This is a genomic window from Acidocella sp. (assembly GCF_035535915.1).
In the GTDB taxonomy this organism is placed as follows: domain Bacteria; phylum Pseudomonadota; class Alphaproteobacteria; order Acetobacterales; family Acetobacteraceae; genus Acidocella.
On the sequence record NZ_DATLPB010000031.1, the window covers coordinates 1 to 22,674 of the forward strand.

20 protein-coding genes are annotated in these 22,674 nt (G+C 61.0%); 12 read left to right on the forward strand and 8 right to left on the reverse strand.

The window, feature by feature from the left end:
* A partial coding sequence (locus VNC39_RS04315) for an amidase (RefSeq protein ID WP_325396536.1) occupies positions 1–1,226 on the forward strand: 1,226 nt, incomplete at its 5' end.
* 127 nt (positions 1,227–1,353) lie between these two features.
* Here the strand turns inward: VNC39_RS04315 and VNC39_RS04320 are convergent.
* Both VNC39_RS04320 and VNC39_RS04325 read right to left on the reverse strand, forming a co-directional pair.
* Complete coding sequence (locus VNC39_RS04320; RefSeq protein WP_325396538.1) at positions 1,354–2,568, reverse strand: NAD(P)/FAD-dependent oxidoreductase; 1,215 nt, start codon at positions 2,566–2,568, stop codon at positions 1,354–1,356.
* A gap of 122 nt (positions 2,569–2,690) precedes the next feature.
* Positions 2,691–3,005: a 2Fe-2S iron-sulfur cluster-binding protein gene (locus VNC39_RS04325; protein ID WP_325396540.1), complete on the reverse strand. Its 315-nt coding sequence runs from the start codon at positions 3,003–3,005 to the stop codon at positions 2,691–2,693.
* Between the two features lie 452 nt (positions 3,006–3,457).
* Between VNC39_RS04325 and VNC39_RS04330 the strand changes: the two genes are divergently transcribed.
* A complete protein-coding gene (locus VNC39_RS04330) occupies positions 3,458–4,306 on the forward strand; it encodes an HNH endonuclease (RefSeq protein ID WP_325396542.1) in 849 nt (282 codons plus the stop codon).
* A gap of 9 nt (positions 4,307–4,315) precedes the next feature.
* On the forward strand, positions 4,316–4,624 hold the full coding sequence (locus VNC39_RS04335) for a hypothetical protein (RefSeq protein WP_325396544.1): 309 nt from the start codon (positions 4,316–4,318) through the stop codon (positions 4,622–4,624).
* A gap of 582 nt (positions 4,625–5,206) precedes the next feature.
* Here the strand turns inward: VNC39_RS04335 and VNC39_RS04340 are convergent.
* Positions 5,207–6,628 (reverse strand): catalase, encoded by a 1,422-nt coding sequence (locus VNC39_RS04340; RefSeq protein WP_325396608.1) that lies wholly within the window; start codon positions 6,626–6,628, stop codon positions 5,207–5,209.
* 516 nt (positions 6,629–7,144) lie between these two features.
* On the opposite strand from VNC39_RS04340, the gene VNC39_RS04345 reads away from it, so the two are divergent.
* From VNC39_RS04345 to VNC39_RS04360, 4 genes are all read left to right on the forward strand, one after another.
* Positions 7,145–7,948 (forward strand): methyltransferase, encoded by an 804-nt coding sequence (locus VNC39_RS04345; protein WP_325396546.1) that lies wholly within the window; start codon positions 7,145–7,147, stop codon positions 7,946–7,948.
* An 80-nt stretch (positions 7,949–8,028) separates the two neighbouring features.
* The gene (locus tag VNC39_RS04350; RefSeq protein ID WP_325396548.1) at positions 8,029–8,910 is read left to right on the forward strand and encodes a bifunctional helix-turn-helix transcriptional regulator/GNAT family N-acetyltransferase; all 882 of its coding nucleotides are present in this window, start codon (positions 8,029–8,031) and stop codon (positions 8,908–8,910) included.
* Positions 8,858–9,151: a DNA-binding protein gene (locus VNC39_RS04355; RefSeq protein ID WP_325396550.1), complete on the forward strand. Its 294-nt coding sequence runs from the start codon at positions 8,858–8,860 to the stop codon at positions 9,149–9,151. Before VNC39_RS04350 ends, VNC39_RS04355 begins: the two co-directional genes overlap by 53 nt.
* Positions 9,152–9,337: 186 nt before the next feature.
* Positions 9,338–10,753, forward strand: a complete 1,416-nt coding sequence (locus VNC39_RS04360; RefSeq protein WP_325396552.1) for a multicopper oxidase family protein — start codon at positions 9,338–9,340, stop codon at positions 10,751–10,753.
* Between the two features lie 296 nt (positions 10,754–11,049).
* Here VNC39_RS04360 and VNC39_RS04365 read toward each other — a convergent pair whose 3' ends face one another.
* A complete protein-coding gene (locus VNC39_RS04365; RefSeq protein WP_325396554.1) occupies positions 11,050–12,537 on the reverse strand; it encodes an ATP-binding protein in 1,488 nt (495 codons plus the stop codon).
* Positions 12,538–12,697: 160 nt separating this feature from the next.
* Between VNC39_RS04365 and fghA the strand changes: the two genes are divergently transcribed.
* The 3 genes from fghA (at position 12,698) to VNC39_RS04380 (ending at position 15,950) form a co-directional block, all read left to right on the forward strand.
* On the forward strand, positions 12,698–13,540 hold the full coding sequence (fghA, locus tag VNC39_RS04370) for an S-formylglutathione hydrolase (protein ID WP_325396556.1): 843 nt from the start codon (positions 12,698–12,700) through the stop codon (positions 13,538–13,540).
* A gap of 377 nt (positions 13,541–13,917) precedes the next feature.
* Entirely contained in the window at positions 13,918–14,334 is a 417-nt protein-coding gene (locus tag VNC39_RS04375; RefSeq protein ID WP_325396558.1) for a CBS domain-containing protein, read from the forward strand.
* 623 nt (positions 14,335–14,957) lie between these two features.
* Positions 14,958–15,950: a crotonase/enoyl-CoA hydratase family protein gene (locus tag VNC39_RS04380; RefSeq protein ID WP_325396560.1), complete on the forward strand. Its 993-nt coding sequence runs from the start codon at positions 14,958–14,960 to the stop codon at positions 15,948–15,950.
* Positions 15,951–15,997: 47 nt separating this feature from the next.
* On the opposite strand, the gene VNC39_RS04385 is transcribed toward VNC39_RS04380, so the two are convergent.
* Together VNC39_RS04385 and VNC39_RS04390 are read right to left on the reverse strand one after the other, a co-directional pair.
* Positions 15,998–18,457, reverse strand: coding sequence for a hybrid sensor histidine kinase/response regulator (locus VNC39_RS04385; protein ID WP_325396562.1), 2,460 nt, complete (start codon positions 18,455–18,457; stop codon positions 15,998–16,000).
* A gap of 150 nt (positions 18,458–18,607) precedes the next feature.
* Positions 18,608–20,842 carry a two-component system response regulator gene (locus VNC39_RS04390; protein ID WP_325396564.1) on the reverse strand — a complete coding sequence of 745 codons (2,235 nt, stop codon included), beginning with the start codon at positions 20,840–20,842 and terminating at the stop codon, positions 18,608–18,610.
* Positions 20,843–21,086: 244 nt separating this feature from the next.
* On the opposite strand from VNC39_RS04390, the gene VNC39_RS04395 reads away from it, so the two are divergent.
* The gene (locus VNC39_RS04395; RefSeq protein WP_325396566.1) at positions 21,087–21,278 is read left to right on the forward strand and encodes a hypothetical protein; all 192 of its coding nucleotides are present in this window, start codon (positions 21,087–21,089) and stop codon (positions 21,276–21,278) included.
* A gap of 109 nt (positions 21,279–21,387) precedes the next feature.
* Here VNC39_RS04395 and VNC39_RS04400 read toward each other — a convergent pair whose 3' ends face one another.
* Positions 21,388–21,819, reverse strand: a complete 432-nt coding sequence (locus VNC39_RS04400) for a hypothetical protein (RefSeq protein ID WP_325396567.1) — start codon at positions 21,817–21,819, stop codon at positions 21,388–21,390.
* A 68-nt stretch (positions 21,820–21,887) separates the two neighbouring features.
* Complete coding sequence (locus tag VNC39_RS04405; protein WP_325396569.1) at positions 21,888–22,154, reverse strand: hypothetical protein; 267 nt, start codon at positions 22,152–22,154, stop codon at positions 21,888–21,890.
* A gap of 65 nt (positions 22,155–22,219) precedes the next feature.
* Between VNC39_RS04405 and VNC39_RS04410 the strand changes: the two genes are divergently transcribed.
* Positions 22,220–22,576, forward strand: a complete 357-nt coding sequence (locus tag VNC39_RS04410; RefSeq protein WP_325396571.1) for a copper resistance CopC family protein — start codon at positions 22,220–22,222, stop codon at positions 22,574–22,576.
* Positions 22,577–22,674: the final 98 nt, after the last annotated feature.

A 22,674-nucleotide genomic window follows, 5' to 3' on the forward strand; every position in this document is an offset into this window, starting at 1 on the left:
GCCGCGCCGCCGAACTCGATTTGATGACGGCGCAGGGGAAAAATCTCGGCCCGCTGCACGGCATCCCCTATGGCATGAAGGACATCATCGACACGGAAGGGATTGAGACGAGCTGGGGCGCGGAACCCTATCAGGGCCGCGTGCCGGCGGAAAACGCCTTCGTCACCGACCTGCTGCATGAGGCCGGCGCGATCATGCTCGGCAAGACTGCGGTCGGCGCGCTGGCCTATGGCGATCTCTGGTTCGGCGGGCGAACGCGCAACCCGTGGAATCCGCAGGAAGGCTCCAGCGGCTCCAGCGCCGGTTCCGCCTCTGCTGCCGCCGCCGGCCTGGTCGGGTTCGCCATCGGCACCGAAACGCTCGGCTCCATCGTCTCGCCCGCCACGCGCTGCGGCGCGACGGGGCTGCGCCCGACCTACGGGCGCGTCTCCCGCCGCGGCGCCATGCCGCTCTGCTGGTCGCTCGACAAGATCGGCCCGATCGGCCGCACGGTGGAGGACACGGCGACCGTGCTGAGCGTGCTGAACCAGCCCGACCCGCAGGATGCGTTCCAGATTCCCATGCCGTTCGGCTACGCGTCCGACATGCCAATCGCAGGGCTGCGGGTCGGCTATTACCCCGAAGATTTCTCCAGCAAGGATGCGCCGCAGCCGGACAACCAGGCGCTGGACAACATCCGCGCACTGGGCCTGGAGCCGATCCCCCTCACCCGCCGCGAGCTACCTTATAGCTCGCTGCTCAGCCTGCTCCATGCCGAAGCCGCCGCCGCGTTCGAGGAGCTGACGCTGAGCGACCGCGACGACCTGCTGACCTGGCAGGACGCGAAAGCCTGGCCGAACGATTTCCGCAAGGCGCGTTTTCTCTCCGCCGTCGACCATATGCAGCTCGACCGGCTGCGCCGGCTGGCGATGATGGAGATGGATTCCGTGTTCGCCCAGGTGGACGTGGTGGTCGGGCCGAGCCTGACCGGGCCGATGCTCGTGATCACCAATTTCACCGGCCATCCCTGCCTCTGCCTGCCGGCAGGCTTCTTCACCTCACCCCCCAGAGACCCGCTCGGGCTGTCGCGCTACCTCCCCGCGGCCGAGCAGCCCGACGAAGCGATGGTGCGCGAGGTGCCGCATGCGCTATGCCTCTGGGGACGGTTATTCGACGAAGCGCCGATGCTCGCCCTCGGCCGGGCGCTGGAACGGCGTTTCGGCCCTCCCCGCCGCCCGGCGGTGTGAGGCAAGCAAGAAAGGCCTACTTTTTGTGAACAAAAAGTATCAAAAAAACTTTGTTATGCTGGGTCATGGGCGTTGGCACCGACACAGCCCATGGCCCAGCATAAAAAAAGTTTTTGCGCCGCTTTTTTCAAAAAGCGGCTGCTTCCTTTTGCGCCTGCCAAGCCAGCACCCCCTGCGCCGCCGCCCGGCCGCTGGCCAGGCAGGCTTGCAGCAGATAGCCGCCGGTTGGCGCTTCCCAATCCAGCATTTCGCCCGCCGCGAACAAGCCGGGGTGGCCGCGCAGCATCAAATGTTCGTCCAGCTCTTCCCGCCTGATCCCGCCGGCGGTGGAAATGGCGCGCGCCAGACTGCCGGGCGCCACGAGGCGGAGCGGCAGGGATTTGATGAGGGCTGCCAGGGACGATGTGCTGCCGGCCTGGCGTGCTTCCCGCACCAACCCGATGGCGACGGGGGACAGGCCCGCGCGCTTGCGCAGATGGTTGGAGAGGGATTCGCGGACCGAGCCCGCCAAGCGGGCTGTCAGCATGTCTTCACTCAGATCGGGGCGCAGATCGATGTGCAATTCCGCGCCGCCGCCACGCGCGATCAGCTCCCGTGCACGTGCCGACAGGGCATAGATGGCGCCGCCCTCGACTCCGTCTTTGGTGATCATCACTTCGCCTGGAACCGACCTGTCGCCGCAGGACAAGACGATGCGCTTGAGCGGCGTGCCCGCGAAGCGTTCCGCGAAATGGGCCGACCACGCGACCTTGAAGCCGCAATTGGCCGGGCGCAGCGGGGCGATGCCGACATCGGGCAGAATCGCGGTCCAGCCGCCATCCGTTCCCAATCTGGGCCAGGAGGCGCCGCCCAGAGCCAGCACCACGGCATCGGCGTCATGGACGGTGCCGTCGGCGAAGCGCACCTGGCCGGGCACCCAGCCGGTCCATTCCGCGCGGGTCACCATCCGCACGCCCAGACCTTCCAAACGCCGGATCCAGGCGCGCAGAAGGGGGCTGGCCTTCATGGAAGTGGGGAACACCCGGCCGCTGCTTCCGACGAAGGTGGGCTGTCCCAGCCCTGCGCACCAATCCCGCACGGCTTCAGGCGGAAAGGCGGCAAGCCAGGGCGCGACCCAGTCCGCTTCCTCGCCGTAACGGGGCAGAAAACGCGCCATCGGTTCCGAATGGGTGATGTTGAGACCGCCCCGCCCGGCCATGAGCAACTTCCGCCCGAGGCTCGGCATGCGGTCGAACATAGTCACCGCCAGGCCATTTTGCGCCATTATTTCGGCGGCCATCAGCCCGGCAGGGCCGCCGCCGATGACGGCGACACGATAAGGCGAAGATTTTTGCTGATCCACGCGCCCTTATGACCAAGCTAGGACAAGGCAAGCAAGGGCTTCTTTTTTGAAAAAAGAAGCAAAAAACTTTTTTAAACTTGGGGCGTGCCGGTTTCGCCGCTTCGGGCCAAGCGCCCCTTCCGTCAGTCAGGCTCGGCGACGGCGGCGCGCAGCCCGTCCAGCTCCGCTGTAAGATGGACCTGGCAGCCGAGCCGGGAGGTGGGCGTGACAGTGGCCAGGTAATCCAGAATATCCAGCTCATCCGCATCCGGCGGCGTTAATTTTTCGAACCAGACGGGATCGATGATGAGGTGGCAAGTGGCGCAAGCCAGCGAGCCATTGCATTCGCCCCGCAAGGGCAGGCCTGCGTCACGAACGATGTGCATGAGATCGTCATCGGCCGCCCCCTCAAGCCGATGCTCGACCCCGGCGAGATCAGTGATGAACAATGTCGGCATCGAACCCTCCTTCGCCACGGCATGTGCGCCAGGGCTGCCAGCAGATAAAGGAAGGCGCTAGTTTTTGTGAACCAGAAGAGGCGAAAAAATTGGTGGGTCTCAGGTTCAATTTTGGTTTTCGACCCGAGTCGGGCATGGGCTGGCCCGGTAGGTAATCTCTGAAACGGACGTTCAGCGCCGTCCGGCTCTGTCAGCTGTGCGCCCATTGTGGCCACTCCCGGCCATTGATCGGGCCACCGAAAGCGGACGCCAATTAGACGGGCGCGAGTGCGCTCAGGAAGCTAATCGAGGTTTATTACGTCATTCATGACCGACGAGCACAAACTAATGATGCCGTAATGAGCAACCTGAGGGCGGCAAAGCTCGTCACTTATCCGAAGCTATTATCGATAGAAATGTTGAAATACGGGAGAGTCGATGGCAGATTACAGATCTAAGAGAGGGAGTCCAAGGTGCACGTAAGTGATGGAAATCGCCGTTGGATCATCGCAAAATCAGCTGGTCGTTGCAATAAGTGCAAAAAAATTCTATTTAAAGAAAATGAATTTTGCGAGCGGGCAAGATTGGGGGATGACGCCCATATCTACTCCCGTTCAGATTTCGGCCCCAGATCTAACAGCAATTTATCCAAAAATGAGAGAAATAATGCTAACAATCTAATCCTACTCTGTAAGAACTGCCACTCGGAGGTGGATCAGCAGCCCGTTCACGACTCTCTACTTCGCGAAATTCGTAATTCGCATTATAACTGGGTCGATGAACGGTTGGGGCCATCGTTGTCGATAAAACCAACTTATGACTATCTAGTTTACATTAATGTTCCTCGGGTGGACATGTATGCAGCCGCTCATTCGATCCCCATTCCGGTTTTTAATTTTGAGAGCGCAAAGTCATTTTACGATTTGAATTTCCAAGCTGGAAGAGTGATGGCTCAGTATGCGCACGTACTGAGTGAACAAGAGCTTTATGCCCGCACCCTCGATAGAAATACAGAGTGGGCCGATATTAAGATCGGAACATATTGGTTTGTGTTAAAACAAGGGTTTTACGCAAAAGGTGTCTGCAACTCTGATGGAATAGAGTCGAAATGGGAAAGAGGCGAGAGCGTACTCTATCGTGACCACGCTGATGAGTGGCGTATGGTTTGCCTTATTGACCCGCGATGGATCACAACCAGTAGCTCGTTTAGCACCTTCAGAGGTGACATGACTTCGGTGTCTGGGATATTGCATATCAATGCAATTGACCCGACATCCCGACGGGTGACGGCCTCACCGCTTTTTCTAGGGATCATAAGGTGAATTTTTGTGTTGAACTATGAAGAAAGTTTCAAGCATTTTTCAAAAATAGAAAGCCAAGAAAAATCTTCTTGGCCAGACATTCGATTTGCAGAATACGTTGAGAACTGTCAGGTTTGCTCTCGTCCGATGTTTGAGGAAACCTACATGATTGATGGCCCCGCTTCCAAAAAAAACCAACTACAATGGGGGTGTTTGTGCATTATATGCGCTCTAAAGTCGTCACCAAAGATTGGCTGGGGAAGAGCTCAGCTTTATAAAAACGCCGGAACTTACTGGCAGCTTATCGCTGGTGGTCCACCAGTCGATGATGGAATATAGGTGGAGACCGACAAACCGACTTGTCACCCAGCCGCACTCACACTAAACGGATGCGAAGTCATTCATCCCTCACTCTGCTAGTGAACGTCTGGTTCCCTAATTGAGGGCCTGCGTATTCAATGGCCGATCCGGATTCGACAGGCATGGCTACTCGCAACTAGAGCAATGTCAGCTTTGGCCTATTGCGGGCCGCAAACAGATAGACCGCTTTCGGCCCGTCTTACCACGTTTGGGAATGCGCCGCTGGCACGCCTCGACCTCGCACTAGCATGCTACCGTGCTCGATGTTGTCAAGGACGCTGCACGCCGCTTCGCGGTGGCCTCCAAGCGAGGCCATCCCTGACAACATCTCCGCGCGGCAGCATGCCGATGGCAGGTCGGGACGAAGGAACAGGCGCTTTTCGGATCGAACAAAGGAACAGGACTTGCCCTTCTTCGCGCATTTGGCCCGTGCCGGTTTCACCGCCCCAGGCCCAGCGTAACCAAAAGTTTTTGCGCCGCTTTTTTCAAAAAGCGGTCTCTTTCTTACTTCCTAAAAAGCCCGCCCGGAAAAAACCGGGCGGGCTTTTGCTGTTTCGAGCGTTAGAGGCCGAGCGCCTTGGCCACGCCGGCGCCGTAGGCGGGGTTTGCTTTGGTGCAGTTGGCGATATGGCGCTGCTTCACTTCGATGCGGGCATCGCCCAGGGCGCGCGCGGTGTTTTCGAACAGCACCTGCTGCTGCGCCGGGCTCATCTTCCGGAACAGGTTGCCGGGCTGCTCGAAATGGTCTTCGTCCACGCGGTGATCCCAATGCGCGGCATCACCTTCGAGCGGCAGTGCTGGTTCCGTCGCGTGGGGGTTGTTGTCGACCCACTCGCCCTTGCTGTTCGGCCAATAGCTCACGGTGCCGCCGAGATTGCCATCGGTGCGCATCGCGCCATCGCGGTGATAGCTGTGGAACGGGCATTTCGGCGCGTTCACCGGGATGTGGTTGAAGTTCACGCCCAGACGGTAGCGTTGCGCATCGCCATAGGAGAAGAGCCGGGCCTGCAGCATGCGGTCAGGCGAGAAGCCGATGCCCGGGACGACGTTCGCCGGGGAGAAGGCGGCCTGCTCGGTCTCGGCGAAATAATTCTCCGGCCAGCGATTCAATTCCAGCACGCCGGCTTCGATCAGCGGGTACTCGGCCTGCGGCCAGACCTTGGTGAGGTCGAACGGGTTGTGTTTGTGGCTGCGCGCCTGTTCTTCGGTCATCACCTGAATCTTGAGGGTCCAGCGCGGGAATTCCTTGCGCTCGATCGCCTCGAGTAGATCGCGGCCATGGGTTTCGCGATCCTTGCCGACCGCCGCGACGGCTTCTTCATCGGTCCAATTCTGAACGCCTTGCTGGGTCTTGAAATGGAACTTGACCCAGACGCGCTTGTTGGCCGCGTCGATCATCGAGTAGGTGTGGCTGCCGTACATGTTCATGTTGCGGAAGCTCTTGGGCAGGCCGCGCTCGGACATCACGATCGTCACCTGGTGCAGCGCCTCGGGCAGCAGCGACCAGAAATCCCAGTTGCTGTCGGCGGAACGCAGGCCGGTGCGCGGGTCGCGCTTGACGACGTGGTTGAGGTCCGGGAAGCGCATCGGGTCGCGGAAGAAGAACACCGGCGTGTTGTTGCCGACAACGTCCCAGTTGCCTTCCTCGGTGTAGAACTTGATCGCGGTGCCGCGAATGTCGCGCTCGGCGTCAGCCGCGCCGCGCTCGCCGGCAACGGTCGAGAAACGGACGAAAACGTCGGTTTTCTTGCCGACGGCGGAGAAGAGTTTCGCCTTCGTGTATTTGGTGATGTCCTTGGTGACGGTGAACGTGCCGTACGCACCCCAGCCTTTGGCGTGCATGCGGCGCTCGGGGATCACTTCACGGTCGAAATGCGCCAGCTTCTCGAGCAGCCAGATGTCCTGAAGCAGGACGGGGCCGCGCGGACCGGCCGTCATGGTGTTCAGATTGTCCGCGACCGGCGCGCCGGTCGCATGGGTCATGCCTTTATTTTCAGCCACCGTTTGTCTCCATGTCATTCAAACCGGCGCCCCTCACGACGATCGTGACACGCGCCTCGCTTAAGGGCCGGGGCAGTCACTATCCGGGTTCCAAAGGCCGCCGAAATATAAACACTGGATGGGACAAATAGGTGATGCCTATGAGAACGTCATAACAAGGGGATACGGCCATTTTCTGGTTCCGGGCCCGCCCCTATATGACGGCAAAGTAACCAAAGAATTATATTTCACGATGAACACGCCCCGCCGCTAGGGCCCCTACTCCGTCACCACCTTGCTCGACGGACGTGAGCGCAGCGCCATCCGCCCGACCAAATCCCGCTCGCGGTACGGCACCCGAATCAGCCGGTTCCCCGACGAGGCCCTTGCGCCCACGTTAAGGGTGATGAGCCGTTAAAACCCCGCACTCTCCGAATGGGAACTTCGGCAGTTTTCAGCGCAGCGTTTGCTGTGAGAAGTGCCACCTGCTTGGCCTTGTGCGCGCCGGACGAAACGTTCATGTCCCAGGCCATGAGCCACGCCGATCTCCCTGAATCTCTCAACACCTTGGTCAGCGCGAACATGAAAGAGCGCGTCGCCGCATCATTCTCCGCTGGCGCCGCGGCTTATGATCAGATGGCTGGCGTGCAGCGGCAGGTTGCTGAACGTCTTGCCATGCGCATCGCCGCCACGCGGCCCTGCCCACCAGACCGCATATTGGAAATCGGCTGCGGTACCGGGCTGCTTAGCACGCATCTCGCCGCGCTATATCCACAGGCAGAGCTGGTTCTCACGGATATCTCTCCGGTCATGCTGGAACGCGCCAGCCTGCGCCTAGGCGCGCGCGCCAGCTACCGGCGCATGGATGGCGAAGCCCCGGACCCTGCGCTCGGCAATTTCGACCTCATCGCCTCGTCGCTCGCCCTACAATGGTTCACCGATCTACGCGGCGGCATCGCCCGGCTGGCTGACCGACTTGTCCCTGGCGGCAGACTTGCCTTCGCCACCCTCGGCGCGGAGAGCTTTGCCGAGTGGCGCGCAGCCCATGAGACCGTGGGCCTTCGGCACGGGCTGCACCCTTACCCCCCGGTGGAACGCTTCCCCTGGCCAAAACATTGTGCCGGCACCGTCGAAGTCGAGACCATCCGGGACCACCACACCAATGGCCAGGCCTTTGCGCGATCTTTAAAGCAGCTCGGCGCCGGACAGCCCGCGCCGGGCCACAAACCGCTCCCGCCGGCTCAGTTCCGCCGGGTTCTGAGCCAATTTCAGGCTGGCTGCACTGCCAGCTATCAAGTGGTCTATGGCATGCTGCGGGGCTAAGCTTGGCCGGCAAACTACGACTCATTGCCTGACGGAGTAGATTGACACCTCAACTTACCTGACTATAGTCTGATATTATCGTGCTTGATCCTGTTGCCCGCGTCCGCCGGTTCAACCGTGCCGTCACCTCGGAAGTCGGGGCGCTCGATAATTCCTTTCTCGGCCGTGGCCGTCCTCTTGGCGTCGCTCGCGTGCTCAATGCGATCGGGCATGGGCACACGGAGGTAAGCTCCATCCGCGACTATCTCGGGCTCGACTCAGGGTTGATGAGTCGTCTGTTGCGCGGCCTGGAGGAAGAGGGACTGATCGAAACATTTTCGCATCCGCAGGACGCGCGCCGTCGTATCGTTCGACTGACAGAAATCGGCCAATCCGAGTTCGATGCTTATGAGGCTCTGTCTAACCACCAAGCCCGGACATTGCTCGTGCGCCACTCCCAGCCGGAAGAGCTTTTGCGCGCCATGGATCTTGTTGCATCTGCGTTCGGACGTGATCGCATCGCGATTAAGGAGACTGATCCTAGGAGTAGTGAAGCGAGATATTGCCTGGGCGAATATTATGCCGAACTAGCACGTCGCTTCGAGAGCGGCTTTGAGGTGTCGCGCTCGCGCGATCCAGCGTCAAAAGACATGATGCGCCCGCGCGGTACGTTCCTCGTAGCTGCATCGGACGGTTTGCCTATCGGGTGTGTCGGCCTGAAGGGTAGCGGGGGTGACATCGCGGAGGTAAAGAGGCTCTGGGTAGCGCCGTCGGCGCGTGGGCTTGGGCTGGCGCGGCGTCTCATGACGACTGTTGAGAAAATTGCCCTTGACTTGTCGATCGAAAAGCTCCGCCTCGACACGAATCGAGCCTTGCCTGAGGCGCAGCAACTTTATCGGCGGACGGGATGGACCGAAATCGACCGGTTCAATGACGATCCCTATCCGGACACTTTTTTCGAAAAACAACTCTGTCCGCATTGAGGAACGCTTTGTCTACTCGTTTGCAACTGAGCTTGGTCAATTCCGGATCGCCCTTCGTGGGAAGAGAGCCGCCGCTCAAGTGGGGCGGGACTTCAACATGAGCCAACTCGCGCGAGACGTTGGAATGAGCCTCGAAGGGTTGAATAAGGCACTGTCCGGCGATGGCAACCCAACCCTCGCAACCGTGATGAAGGTTGCCAAGGCTCTTGGCTTGCGCGTTGGGTTTCGTCCTACCGCATAGGATACGACGTTTCCCGGATGATTGTGTGTTCAACACCCGGGCTGCCCGATGACATTCCCATGCAAAGACAGACCGACTACAACGCAAATTTGAAGTTGACGTTTTTGAGAACAGCCACAGGTGACAGGAACCTAAGTCGCCCGGTTCGGCGTCGGCCAAATTCTTTGGGCTTAAAAAGAGACTGTGATGGATGATTCCAAAGACCATCAGAAGACGTTCGAAGCTCCGTTGAGCCGACGCAGCGTGCTGCAGGGCGCAGGCATGATGGGAGTGGCGGCTCTGGCTGGCTCGCCCGGCCAAGTGCTAGCCGAGGGGACAGCAGCGGTCAATCACACGATACGCATCGCCCCAATCTCGCTGGAAATCGCCCCGAACAAGATCATCAAAACCACCGCATACAATGGAACGGTTCCTGGTCCGACCTTGCGGCTACAGGAAGGCAAACCTGTCGCCATCAAGGTGATCAATGACTCCGGCTATCCAAATATCGTCCACTGGCACGGATTTTTCATTCCATCCGTTCAGGATGGAGCGATGGAAGAGGGGTCGCCGATCATTCCTGCCAGCCAGTCGTTGATCTATGCTTTTACGCCCAAGCCGAACGGCACCCGCTGGTATCATAGCCACGCCATGGCGATGGCAAATCTCAATCGCAGCACCTACACGGGGGAATTTGGCTTTGTGATCGTGGAGCCGGCGAACGACCCCGGGCGATACGATCGTGAGGTGCTCCTGGCTGCCCGCCGTTGGGAAGGCTCCTGGATCAGCATGCAGGACTTCATCAAGCGGGTGCCTGCCAATAATGGCCTGGAGGTGATGTACCACTCCGCCACTTTTGGGGAGCGGATGCTCGGGCACGGCGAGCCGGTCCGCGTGCGCCAAGGCGAGCAGGTGCTGTTCCGCCTGCTGAACGCCAGCCCGACCATGCCCGTCTCGCTGGCGCTCCCTGGCCATCGTTTCACTGTCATCGCGCTGGACGGCAACCCTGTCCCCACCCAGGCGACCGTGGATACGCTGACCCTCGATGTCGCCGAGCGGGCCGATGTCATCGTTGAGATGAACAACCCCGGCGTCTGGGTCTTCGGCTCCACCGACCCGATGGATCGCAACATGGGGATGGGCATCGTCGTCGAGTACGAGAATTACGGAGGCGAGGCGCGATGGATCTCTCCGGCGAATGCGGCCTGGGATTACACGGTCTTTGGTCGGCCGGCTGCGCTCGCAACGCCGGATGAGACGATCAGCTTGAAATTCGAGAAAATCCCGGGTGGCCGCGGCCGTTTCAACCGCTGGACGATCAATGGAAAGTCCTGGCCCGAGACCAATCGGCTATTCACCGTCGAGCAGGGTAAGCGCTACCGGCTGCTTTTAAATAACAACAGCGGCGACACCCATCCTGTCCATTTGCACCGGCATAACTTCGAGATCACCAAGATCGGAGACACGGTAACCTCTGGGGTGATGAAGGATACGATCAGCATGCCACGCTTCACGACGGCTGAAGTCGATTTCGTGGCCGACGATCCGGGACCTACAATGCTCCATTGCCACCACCAGGATCACTTGGATGAGGGATTCGCCGGGGTATTCACCTACGCCTGAGATGAAGTGGTGCGCGAAAGCGACCAAAGCGCGCTCGCCGCGCTGGGCGGGGAGTTGGACGCCACGGTCGGCAATGCTCGCGCTTCGTGCCGACTAAAATCTGCGTTGAAAGATCCAAACGGCCCGGCTTCGGCCGGGCTGGCGCGCGGGAAGAAAGTGGCCGCTTTTTGAAAAAAGCGGCGCAAAAACTTTTATCGACGCCGGGCCTGTGGCGCTGAAACGGCACGGGCCTAAGATGAAAAAAGTTTTTTGCTTCTTTTTTCCAAAAAAGAAGCGCTTGCTTCCTTCACTTTTTCTTACGCCTCATCCGCGTTGGGGTCACCCGGCGCCGTCGCCCAGGCCAGCTCCACCAGCGTGACGATCCGCCTGCTGGCGCCGTCCTGTTGGCAGACGATCAGCCCCTGCTCCTCGATATAGGTCAGCACGCGCCGCGCGCGGCCCAGGGAGCGGGTGCCGTAGGCCCGGGCGATCGCCGGGTCGCCCGGGCAGGGCCATTTCTCCTGGGCGGCGCGGGCGAGCATCATGAAAATGCCTTGCATGTCCTCGGGCAGGATGGCGGCGCGGGCGGCGATATCCTGCCAGACCGCGTCCTCCGCCATCTCGGCGCTCACGCCGGCGCGAGCGCGGGTGAGCATGCGGCGGAAGCTGTTGAGGTCCGGCGCGCCGGCGCCCAGCCCCTCGATCCGGCAGCGGACCAGGAAATCCTGATAGAGCACGCCGATGGCGCGGAACCCGGCTTCGGGATCAGCCAGGATGGCGCCCAAGATGCGTTCCAGCCGGGCGCGCCGTTCCGCGAGTTGTTCGGGGCTCGGCGGCGCCTCCACGGCTTCGGCGCGATTATCGGCGGCGGCGGGCGCGGCGGCCATCAGCTGGCTGAGCAGGTCGGGCGCCGGCGGCGGCAGCGGGCGGCGCTGGGGGCGCACGGTCTCGGGCGGCGCAGCCAGGATGACGGCGTGTGCATCCTCCAACACCGCCTCCGGCAGCGGCATGAGCCGCGGCGTCGTGCTGGGCGGCAGGGTTTCCGTCGGGCCGATGCTCACGCTCAAGGGCCGGCGGGAGAGAGCGGGGCCGAGCGCCATGAAATGCCCGCGCTCCAGATCCCGGAACGCTTCCGCCTGGCGCCGCTCCATGCCCAGCAGATCGGCGGCGCGCGCCATGTCGATGTCGAGGAAGGTTCGGCCCATGAGGAAGTTGGAGGCCTCAGCCGCGACATTCTTGGCGAGCTTGGCGAGGCGCTGGGTCGCGATCACCCCCGCCAGCCCGCGCTTGCGGCCGCGGCACATCAGGTTCGTCATGGCGCCGAGGGACAATTTGCGCGCCTCGTCCGGCACTTCCCCGCCGACGGCCGGGGCGAAAAGCTGCGCCTCGTCCACCACCACCAGCATCGGGTACCAATGGTCGCGGTCGACCTCGAACAGGCCGCCGAGGAAGGCCGCGGCGCGGCGCATCTGGTTTTCCGCGTCGAGCCCTTCGAGATTGAGCACGGCGGAGACGCGATGGATGCGCGCCCGCTCACCCGCCAATTGCAGGCCCTGCTCGCTATGCGCCTCGGCGTCGATCACCAGATGGCCGAAGCGCTCGGCCAGCGTCACGAAATCGCCTTCGGGGTCGATGATCGTCTGCTGCACCCAGGGGGCGCTCTGTTCCAGCAGCCGGCGCAGCAGGTGAGACTTGCCGGAGCCCGAATTGCCCTGGACCAGCAGGCGGGTGGCCAGCAGCTCCTCGAGGTCGAGCGTCGCCGGCGCGCCTGCCGTTGTGTGTCCCATCCCGATCGCGATCGTCATATTCCGACTCACAGCCTCCTTGCGCGGAGGGGCTTATCAACCTCGCCGCGGCCCGTCGAGCATCCAGCCCTCGCTTGGAAACGGCTGGAGCGCGATTATAGTTAGGGGGACGTTTAAAGCTGCTGCGCCCCAGCGCTCACATCGAGAGGAGTTTCCCGTCATGGCCATCGAGACCAGATCCGAGCAGCTTTGCTTCGGCGGCGTTCAGGGCTTCTACAGCCATGCCTCGGCGGCGACCGGCACGGAGATGCGCTTTGCCGTGTTCGTGCCGCCCCAGGCCAAGACCGCGCCGGTGCCGGCGCTCTATTATCTGGCCGGACTGACCTGCACCGAGGAGACGTTCGTCATCAAGGCCGGTGCCCAGCGCCTGGCGGCGGAACTCGGCCTGATGCTGGTGACCTGCGACACCAGCCCGCGCGGGCTGAACCTGCCGGGCGAGGCTGAGAACTGGGATTTCGGCGTGGGCGCCGGCTTCTATCTCGACGCCACGGTTGCCCCGTGGTCGGCGCATTATCGCATGGGCCAGTACGTGGCGACGGAGTTGCCGGCGCTCATCGAAGCGCATTTCCCCACCGATCCCGGCCGGCGCGGCATCTTCGGCCATTCCATGGGCGGCCATGGCGCGCTGGTCACCGCCCTCAAGCACCCGCACCGCTACAAATCCGTCTCGGCCTTCGCGCCGATCGCCAACCCCGTCGCCGTTCCCTGGGGCCAGAAAGCGTTCACCAATTATCTGGGCCCGGACCGGAGCGCGTGGGACGCGTATGATGCCAGCGTGCTGCTGCGCCGCCGCGCCTTGCCCTATGCCATCCTCGTGGACCAGGGCGAGAAAGATCAGTTCCTGGACGCGCAGCTTCACCCCCAGGCCCTGGAGGAAGCAGCCTCGGTCTCCGGCCAGGAACTCGTTTTGCGCCGCCAGCCCGGCTATGACCATTCCTATTATTTCATCCAGACCTTCATGGAGGACCATTTGCGCTGGCACGCGGCGCGCTTGGCCGGCTGAAGACAGGCTACTTTTTGTGAACAAAAAGTAGCAAAAAAACTTTGTTAACTCTGGGCCATGGGCGTCGGCGCTGACGAAGCCCATGGCCCAGCATAATAAACGTTTTTGCGCCGCTTTTTTCAAAAAGCGGCTGCTTTCTTCGATGTGAAGGCGCCGGAGCAGAGCGTTGTGGCCTCGGCACGTTGATCGTGATATGAATTTGCCCCGAGGTTATTGGCTGGCGAGTGCGTCGGCGCGCCTGCAATTTCCTGAAGCTCGACAATCGACCCCGAGTCCATGGGGAGCGGGCTGACATTTTTGTTTCGTTATCCTGGCGGCTGGTCGCCCCATGGTTTCGCCATCTGATGAAGGAGAGACCCATGCATGTTCGGGAAGTGATGACGTCGCACGCGGAATGGATCGCGCCGACGCTTTCGATCACCGAGGCAGCGCGAAAGCTGCGCGACCACAAGATCGGCTGCCTGCCCGTCGGTGAGAATGACCGCTTGGTCGGTATTCTGACCGACCGTGATATCGTCTGCCGCGCGGTCGCCGGTGGCGCCGATCTGGCGACGACGAAAGCGGCGGATGTCATGACCAAAGGTGTTACCTACTGCTTTGAGGATGACACCATTGAAGCCGCCATCGACCAGCTCGAAGCCAACCGGATCCATCACATTCCGGTTCTGAGCCGGCAGAAGCGGATGGTCGGCATTTTATCGCTGTCAGACCTGGCCTCGCGCGGGCCGCAAAATCTGCTAACACGCGTATCGCAGCTGGCGTCGCGCGATTCAAGCCGAAGCGCCGCGCATTAAGGCCGGTTGTGCTGGTATAAAGGCAAGCCGGCAACCACGATGGCGCGCCTCCGGAATCGACAGGTTCCGGAGACGCGTGCGAAACTCACCACCCGGCAATAACAGCATTCAGTGCAAGCGCCCCCGCACGGCGGCGATGCCGCCAAGGACCGCTGCGACATCTCGCTTTCTCATTAATGTTATTAATTTTAAAGATTAATATAATTTTTCTATCATCCTTACATAAATTCGATGCGCATTGCGCACGGCGCCATGTTCCGGAAAAGCACCTAAAACGGGTTTTCCAAAGCAGTTTGAGACGCTTGTTACCCTCCTTATAACGAAACGATGCATCTTGGACGGCACGAGCGCCTTTGGCATCGTTTCAGGCTGCATCGCAGATCCCGCGAATTTCAGCCGCGTTTCGAACCATGCCCGCCACGGGATTTGTAACGGAAGGCGCAGAACCTCTATCGCCGTCTCCGGCGCCCCGGCTGCAGGATGCAACCACCGCCCTGGGGTTTCGCCGAACCTTAAAATTTAGTTCACAAAAAGACCGATTCCCTTGTTAAGTTCACTCCCACTGGTGCGGGAGCGAGCCAAAGGGACTCAAACCTGTGCGCCGGCAACTTAGGAGACTCACTATGACCTTCGTCAGTGCCGCCAACAATCCGTCCGCGTTCAGCAAAATGACCTCCGAGCGGCTGAGCAGCGAAACTTCCTGGTCCGGCCTGGATCCCGTTTCGGAACAATTCCCCGGGCTGGACAGAAGCCAATACGGCAACCTCGAGTTAGAACTCGACACGCTGAATGATACTTTCTGGTGCTTTATGCGACCGACAGGCAGGCCATCTTACACGCATGAGTTGATGAATGACATTGGCAGAATGCAGAATTCGATTGCCAACGCCTTTACGATGGTGCCCTCGTCCGCGCCCAAACCCTTCTCCTGGTTCGTCATGGCATCGGCGATTCCGGGAATTTTCAACCTCGGCGGCGATCTGGGTCATTTCGCCCGGCGCATACGTCAGGGCGACCTGGCGGCCCTTCGTCATTACGGGCATGTCGCGGTTGAAGCGATTCACCGCAATACCATCGCGTTTGGCGCTCCCATCGTCACCATCGCGCTGGTCCAGGGCGATGCCCTGGGCGGCGGGTTCGAGCATGCTCTATCCTTCGACCTGATTGTCGCCGAACGCAGCGCAAAACTTGGCCTGCCGGAAATTCTGTTCAACATGTTTCCGGGCATGGGGGCGTACAGCTTTCTCTCACGGCGCATGGATCGCACGCGCGCGGAGGCCATGATCCTGTCCGGCCGCATCTACAGCGCCGAGGAGCTCCATGAAATGGGGGTTGTGGACGTTCTGGCCGAAGATGGCGAAGGCCAGCAAGCGGTGCAGGAATATATCGCGCGTCATGATCGGAAATTTAACGCGCATCAGGCGACCTACCGTGCCCGCCGCCGCGTGAACCCGGTGACGCTCGACGAGCTCACGGACGTCGTCGACATCTGGGCCGAGGCCGCTTTGAACCTGACCGAATCCGATCTGCGCAAGATGGACCGGCTCTGCGCCGCCCAGGATCGGCGCCTGATGGCGATGCAGGCGCCCGCCTCCACCATGATGGCGGCGGAATGACGGTACCGACCATGCTCCGAGGGTAAGACGGAGCATGGCGTGGGAATTCATGTCAGCGATCTAATACCGCGGTCGGCGTTGAGATCTTTGATGGCGTCGCGGGTCCGACTTAGCTCAATCTGTGCGCGGGTGGTGAAATCGACTGCCCGCGCCCTTAATTCGGCCCCACGGCGATCAACCCAGGGGGCGCACAACTCCGCCAGAGCCCTGGCTCCAACGTTGCTGGCACTGCTTTGCAATGCGTGCGCTTGATTGCGGAACACCGTGGTATTGCCCTGGGCCGCGGCGGCGGACAGCGACTCGATCGTGTCGGTCGCATCGATGAGGAAATCCGAAAACAGTTCGTCGATGAATGTGCTGTCACCGAGCCGGCGCAGATTTGCGACGATCGTTTCGTCCAAGGCCGGAACGCCCGGTTTGCGGAAGCGGGGATGATCTTCAAGAATCGCAACGGTATTGGTCCGCATCACCGACGTCTTCCGGGCAATCGCGTCAATCGTATCCAAGAGGACCGCCGGATCTACCGGCTTTATCAAGCAACCATCCATATCGGCGTTGCGCCACCTTGCATCGGCTTCGGCCGACGCATCGGCCGTCAGTCCGATAATGGGCAGGCGCACGCTCCCGAGGGTCATCAGGCGGAACAGTTTCGTCGCATCGATACCGTCCAGTTCCGGCATATTGAAATCCATCAGCACAACGTCGAGGCGGCTCTCCTCATGTTCCAGCACATCGAGGGCCTTTTCGCCGTTTTCCGCGGTGAGCACCTCATGCCCCGCGGACTCCAGGATGCGCGTAAAGACACGCTGATTGACCCGGTTGTCATCCACCAGCAGCACGCGCCGGCATCGAGCCGGCTCGGTAAGCGGCGGGCTTGCCGCAACCTCAAGCGCTTCAGATCTTTGGCGCACGGACTCGTTCGTCAGGCGAAGCGCGATTGCCACCACCCTGTTCAGGGATTTCACCGAAGACACATCCGAAAGAACGGTCACACAACGCTTCTGGGTCGAAACGCTGGGCAAGGCTTGCGCGGCCGCCTCGTCAATCAGCACAACCGTGGCATCCGTCGCGGAAATCGCCGGTTTGACAATGTCCCAGTCGGGCGCGTGCACGAGCATAATCGGGCCCTTTTGTCCCGCGGCCGGATCCTGCGCGATGCGACCGGGCTCGACGACTGTAACCGCCACCCCGAGTGCCGAGAGCCCGCTCCGGACCTGCGTTACGATTTCCCGGTTGCGCGCCACAAGCGTTACATGGACCTTGTCGGCCGGCAAAGCTTCCGTGGCATTCGTCGCGGCCCGCGTCATGATCGATACGTGAAATGTGCTGCCTTTTCCGAGCGTGCTTTCGACATTGATCGTTCCGCCAAACAGCTCAACCCGCCGTTTCGTGAGCGCCAGACCGAGCCCCGTGCCCCCGAAGCGATTCATGATCATGTCGTTCGCCTGGGTGAAATCCTCGAAAATTCGCGTCTGATCATACGGCGCGATCCCGATGCCTGTATCGGATACGTCGATCGTTAAATTCACGCCGGATCCGGAACCTTCTGCCGGGTGACCGTCCACGGCAATCACCACCCCACCATTCTCGGTAAATTTCACGGCGTTGCCCGCCAAGTTGAGAATGATCTCGAGCAGATGCTGACGGTTCGCCAATAAGAATGGTGGCGTCCGTGGCGTGACATGGATGTCGAAACTGAGGTTTTTGGCGACGACCTGACTCTCGACAATGCGGCGGACATCGACCAGCAAATTCAGCAGATCCAGCTCTTCCGGCACATTCGGCATGCGCCCGGCTTCGATCCGCGAGAGGTCCAACAGCCCGTTAATCAAGGTTTGCAGGGATATGGAGGCAAGATTGATGGTTTCGACCATCTCCTGCTGCTCTTCGTCCAGCGCGGCGCGGCGCAGCAGCCCGCTCATGCCAACGATCGCGGTCAAAGGCGTGCGCAGCTCATGGCTAACACTGGCCAGAAACAGGCTTTTGGCGTTGTTCGCCTCCTCGGCGCTTCGTGTCGCCAGTGAGAGTTTGCGAATCAAAGTCCCGGCATAGGCCGGCAGGATGATCAGCCCGATCAGCAGCCCCACGGACAGATTCAACTGATTTCGCCAGAAAGGCGTGGTGGCGACGACGAGGGCAAAGCTTACTGCTGCCACCGGCACGGCTGCGGCGAGGTAGGCAAGACCGAACCGAAACCCATTTCCGAAAATTACCCAGAGATAGACGGGATAAAACAAAGCGACTTTCTGCCCGCCAAGGTGGATCTGCCAGGAGAGAAAGCCACAATCGAGCAGCAACGCGAGAATCCGCCTCGTCTGGCAGATTTTCGGAAATATGATGATGTGTCCCAGAATCGTCAGCGCCAGCACGATGAAGATGATCATGCTGTGCAAGGCGGGGCCGAACGCGCCGTTTTTCTGCCCTGAAATAAGAATGGCAACGATGATGGCAGCGAAACCGAGCCTGTTGAAACTCATCTCGTGCTCGCTGTCGGGGCGCCCGCGCAAACGCCCCGCGAGCCAGTTCAGCGGCGCCAGGAAAAGGCGTCTTGCGCCCTCTTGTGTCATTTGCACACCGAAACGGCCGTCACAACGACCAGCGCCAAATCGTCGCGAACAGAGCGGCCCCGCCCGCGCGGGCGAATGTCTTTCAGAAGCTCATGCATTGATCGGTTCACCTGCTTCGTCGCCCACCGCTTTGTGCGACATGGCTCCGCGCGCGGTATGTCGCATCGGTTGGCTCTGGACAATGGCGGTCTCGAACTGTGCCGCCGCCATCGGGCGCCCGGTCAGGAACCCTTGCACGAAGTCGCAGCCGGCCTCCCTGACCAGGTCGAACTGGGATTCCGTCTCCGCGCCTTCCGCGAGGATCTCCACGCCCAGGGCCCGGCCGAGGCTGACCACCGCCTTGATGATCTCAGCGTTATTGCGGCCGGCGGAATGGGCGATGAAGGAGCGGTCGATTTTGATCATGTCGATCGGCAGGCTCGACAGGCGCGCGAAGGAGGAATAACCGGTGCCGAAATCGTCGATCGCCAGCCGAACCCCAAGCCGGCGCAGCGCCTCGATTTCCTGGTGGATCCGCCCGGCGCCGAGCCACACATCCTCGGTCAGCTCCAGCTCCAGAAGTGCGGGCGAAAGCTCTTCCTGCGCCAAGGCGGCCATGATCGTCGCGCCGAAATTCGGCGCGCGGAATGTCTGCGTGGACAGGTTGATGGCTATTCTGATCGGCCGTGAACACGCCGCGCGCCAGAGCTTCGCCTGACGGCAGGCTTCCCGCAGCACCCAGATATCGATCGCGCGCATCATGTCGCATTCCTCGGCGAGCGGGATGAACACGCCCGGGCCGATCAGAGGACTTTGCGCCGGCGCCCAGCGAATCAGCGCCTCGGCGCCGACAATGGCGCCGGTGTTGAGATCGAGTTGCGGCTGATAATGCAGGACGAATTCTTCGCGCTCGAGGGCGCCACGCAGCTGGTCGCGCAGGCGAATCTCGTTGCGCACCTCGGAAAACATGGATTGGGTGAAACTTTCCGTTCCCTCCTGCCCCCGCGCCTTCGCCTTCACGCGGTACATGGCCAGATCGGCATTGCGCAACAATTCCTGGGCACTCTTCCCGTCCCAGGGATAGATCGTCACGCCGACGCTCGCACTCGTCGCGATTTCCCGCCCCGTAATGGCGAAGGGTTCCTTGAGCAGCTGCTTGATGCGCTCGGCAAAGGGGATGGCCTCTTCCAGGGTCTTCACCCCGAGCTGAAGTATCGCGAATTCGTCCCCGCCGATCCGGATGACGACATCGTCGTTGCGCACCGTCTGCCGCAGCCGCTTGCCGACCTCCTGCAACAGCTGGTCGCCGAAATGATGGCCCAGCCCGTCATTGATATATTTAAACCGGTCGAGATCGATATGATACAGCGCGAAGGGGCGCCGGGTCGCGCCGGCGGCGTCGATCTCCCGCGTCAGCCAATGATTCAGATAATGACGGTTCGGCAACGCCGTCAAATGATCATGCTCGGCCAGAAAGAGCCGCTCCTGCTCCGCCCGCTTGCGGTCGCTGATGTCCAACGATGTGGTCAGAACGGCCATCACCGTCCCGTCTTGCGACCGCAACGGGGATTTGGTGGTCAGGAACGTGCGCTCTTGCCCGCTCTGGTCGGTGATCTGTTCCTCGTAACTGGCCACCGCTTCGCCGGCGTCGAGCACCTGATGGTCGCGCTCATCGATGGCGCGGCGCCATGAGGGCCCGAGCAGCTGCGCCTGATAGGCATTGCTGAAAATGCTCGTGCCGTCGCGGTCGACCGCGCTGATCAGCGCCGGAATGGTGTCGATCACCTGGGACAGCTGCGCATGGCTGTCGCGAAGCGCCTGATCGCGCAAATACCGGCTTTGCAGCAGCGCCTGCTCCAGAACCCGCGCCCGTTCACGCGCGACGATCTGCCGGCTGCCGAGCTTGAGCAGATTGCGGACACGCGCCTGGAATTCGCTGAAATCGATCGGGCTCAACAGGAAATCGGTCGCGCCGGCCTCCAGCGCTTCAACGCGGAAATTCCTGTCGTGATAAGCGGTCACGATGATCACGGGCGTTTCCGCGCAAAGCGGCCGAAGCCGGACCTCGCGCGTCAGGTCGGCGCCCGTCATCCCCGGCATTTTATAGTCGGCGACGATGAGCGACGCTTCCCGCTCTTCCAGCCAGTCAAGCGCCGCCAGCGGATTGGAAAAGGCTTTGACCACGGCGTCCGGGCAGGCAACTTCCGAGAGTTTCGAAAAGACTTTGATGTTAGATTCGGAATCGTCGATGATCACGATGGTTTTGACCGGCCGCGGCTCGCGGCCGCCGGGGCGGGCAAGCCCGGCCTCGTCCCCACCCGTTTGCTCAGCTTCGCCTCTGACCATTTTTGTATCATTCTTCGATTTGCCCGCGAAACATGCGGGAATTTTCAAATCGTGTCCAGCCGGAGGTTGCGCCCGGTCCCGGTGTGCGCGCCCGGCCTCATCCCGTGGCGCCGCCGATAGACCGCGTTGAACTATATTTCATGCTTTATGACAGCGGATTTGACATGCCTGCAATGTGTCACGGCTTCTTTGCGGCGATGCCGGGGGGCGTATGATTTTTACTGCACAAAGAAAGGACAGCTTGATGTCTCTGCGTCCACGGGATCGTATTTGTTTTTGGGTGGCCCTCGCCAGCGAAGCGGGCGTGCTGGTGTTAATGGCCTGCCTTGGGCTCGGCGCGCTCCTGCATCGCCAGGATCTGTTCTTGGCCGGGCCGGTTTTCGCCTTGCTGATCGTCGGTATCGGCCTGTTAGGCGCCGGCCAGGAGCACGCCTAACGGCGCAAGAGCGGCGCCGCGGTTTCGGCCAAGAGCGGCGCAAAACTTGTGCGCATACGGGCCCGTGGCGCCGAAGCAGCACGGGCCCGCGTGGCTGTACCGGCCTTCGTTACTTGGCGGGCGCCCAGGACGCCGCGGCGCCGGGCCGGGCCGCGCGCCAGAAGTCTTTCACGCCTTGGCCGGTGACGTCGCCCGGTTTGGCATCCTTGCTCCAGGTATAGAGCGGATAACCCTTGTAGGTGAGCTGGCGCGGCGTGCCGTCATGGCGGGCCACGACGCCCCAGGGGGCAGCAGGCACGAAACCGGCCGGGGCGGCCACCGGCGGCCACAAGGCCGCGCAGCCGGCATAGCAGGCGGACGAATGCGAATGCGGGCTGTCCTTCTTGAACTCATAAACGGTCTTGCCGCCGGTGGTGGCGTAAACCGTGCCAATTTTGGTTTGCATCGTCTCAATATTGGCCGGCAGCGTGGCGGCGAGCGCCAGACCGGCAGAGAAGAGGGCGCCAATGCCGGCGAGCGTCGCAATTCGTTTAAGATACATGGTGAAATCCTCCTGCGGTTGACGAGAGCGCCGCACAATCTTGCGTTGCGCGCGCGATGCATGCCCGATTATTTCGTCGCTGCCAATAGCTCCGAAAGATCAGTAGCCAGGTGCGGCACCGCAATATTTTTTGCATAAAAACTTACACCCAACATTCCCATGTGGGAATGTTGGGTGTAAGCCTCCGTGGAAGAGGCCGGGAAGTAAACAAGTTTGGATCCGTGGTTTAAAGTACGCGTCATTGTCCCCGCTGTGATTCTTACAGCGGCGATCTGCTCCCAAGCCAATGCGCATGCGGTGGCCGGTGCCCGGGTCTTCGTGAACACCTTGCTCATCGATGATCCTATTTCGACGACATGTTCCCCAACTCCATCGGCAAACCCCTGATCGGAACAGCGCTATGAAACTCTTCACCGCCTCTGTCCTGCTGGCGAGCCTGGCCGGCTTGTCGCCCGCTTTCGCCCACGCCTTCCTGCTGAAGGCGGATCCAGGCGTCGGCAGCATCGTCGCCACCGCACCCGCCCAGTTGCTGATGACTTATACGGAGGGGCTGGAGGTCCCGTTCTGCGCTGTGACCGTGACGAGCGCGACCGGCACGGTGGTGAACGGCAAGCCTCAGGCAGTGCCCGGACACCGCAACGAGATGTCAGTGCCACTGCACATCACCGCGCCCGGCACCTACAGCGTAACCTGGCACGCCGTGGCCGTGGATACGCACCATACGCAGGGAAGCTTCAAATTTACGGTTTCACCTTAGGAGAGTGAAGGAAAGAAGCCGCTTTTTTGAAAAAAAAGCGGCGCAAAAAACTTTTTGTTTACGCTGGGCCTGTGGCGATGAAACGGCACGGGCCAAAC

Excerpts from the sequence above, each read along its gene's own strand:
- VNC39_RS04395 (WP_325396566.1), top strand. The coding sequence starts at position 21,087 with ATGTCTCTGCGTCCACGGGATCGTATTTGTTTTTGGGTGGCCCTCGCC.
- fghA (WP_325396556.1), top strand. The coding sequence starts at position 12,698 with ATGGCCATCGAGACCAGATCCGAGCAGCTTTGCTTCGGCGGCGTTCAG.
- VNC39_RS04380 (WP_325396560.1), top strand. The coding sequence starts at position 14,958 with ATGACCTTCGTCAGTGCCGCCAACAATCCGTCCGCGTTCAGCAAAATG.
- VNC39_RS04345 (WP_325396546.1), top strand. The coding sequence starts at position 7,145 with ATGTCCCAGGCCATGAGCCACGCCGATCTCCCTGAATCTCTCAACACC.
- VNC39_RS04400 (WP_325396567.1), bottom strand. The coding sequence starts at position 21,819 with ATGTATCTTAAACGAATTGCGACGCTCGCCGGCATTGGCGCCCTCTTC.
- VNC39_RS04360 (WP_325396552.1), top strand. The coding sequence starts at position 9,338 with ATGGATGATTCCAAAGACCATCAGAAGACGTTCGAAGCTCCGTTGAGC.
- VNC39_RS04355 (WP_325396550.1), top strand. The coding sequence starts at position 8,858 with ATGACGATCCCTATCCGGACACTTTTTTCGAAAAACAACTCTGTCCGC.
- VNC39_RS04390 (WP_325396564.1), bottom strand. The coding sequence starts at position 20,842 with ATGGTCAGAGGCGAAGCTGAGCAAACGGGTGGGGACGAGGCCGGGCTT.
- VNC39_RS04405 (WP_325396569.1), bottom strand. The coding sequence starts at position 22,154 with ATGAGCAAGGTGTTCACGAAGACCCGGGCACCGGCCACCGCATGCGCA.
- VNC39_RS04375 (WP_325396558.1), top strand. The coding sequence starts at position 13,918 with ATGACGTCGCACGCGGAATGGATCGCGCCGACGCTTTCGATCACCGAG.
- VNC39_RS04340 (WP_325396608.1), bottom strand. The coding sequence starts at position 6,628 with ATGACCCATGCGACCGGCGCGCCGGTCGCGGACAATCTGAACACCATG.
- VNC39_RS04410 (WP_325396571.1), top strand. The coding sequence starts at position 22,220 with ATGAAACTCTTCACCGCCTCTGTCCTGCTGGCGAGCCTGGCCGGCTTG.
- VNC39_RS04325 (WP_325396540.1), bottom strand. The coding sequence starts at position 3,005 with ATGCCGACATTGTTCATCACTGATCTCGCCGGGGTCGAGCATCGGCTT.
- VNC39_RS04365 (WP_325396554.1), bottom strand. The coding sequence starts at position 12,537 with ATGACGATCGCGATCGGGATGGGACACACAACGGCAGGCGCGCCGGCG.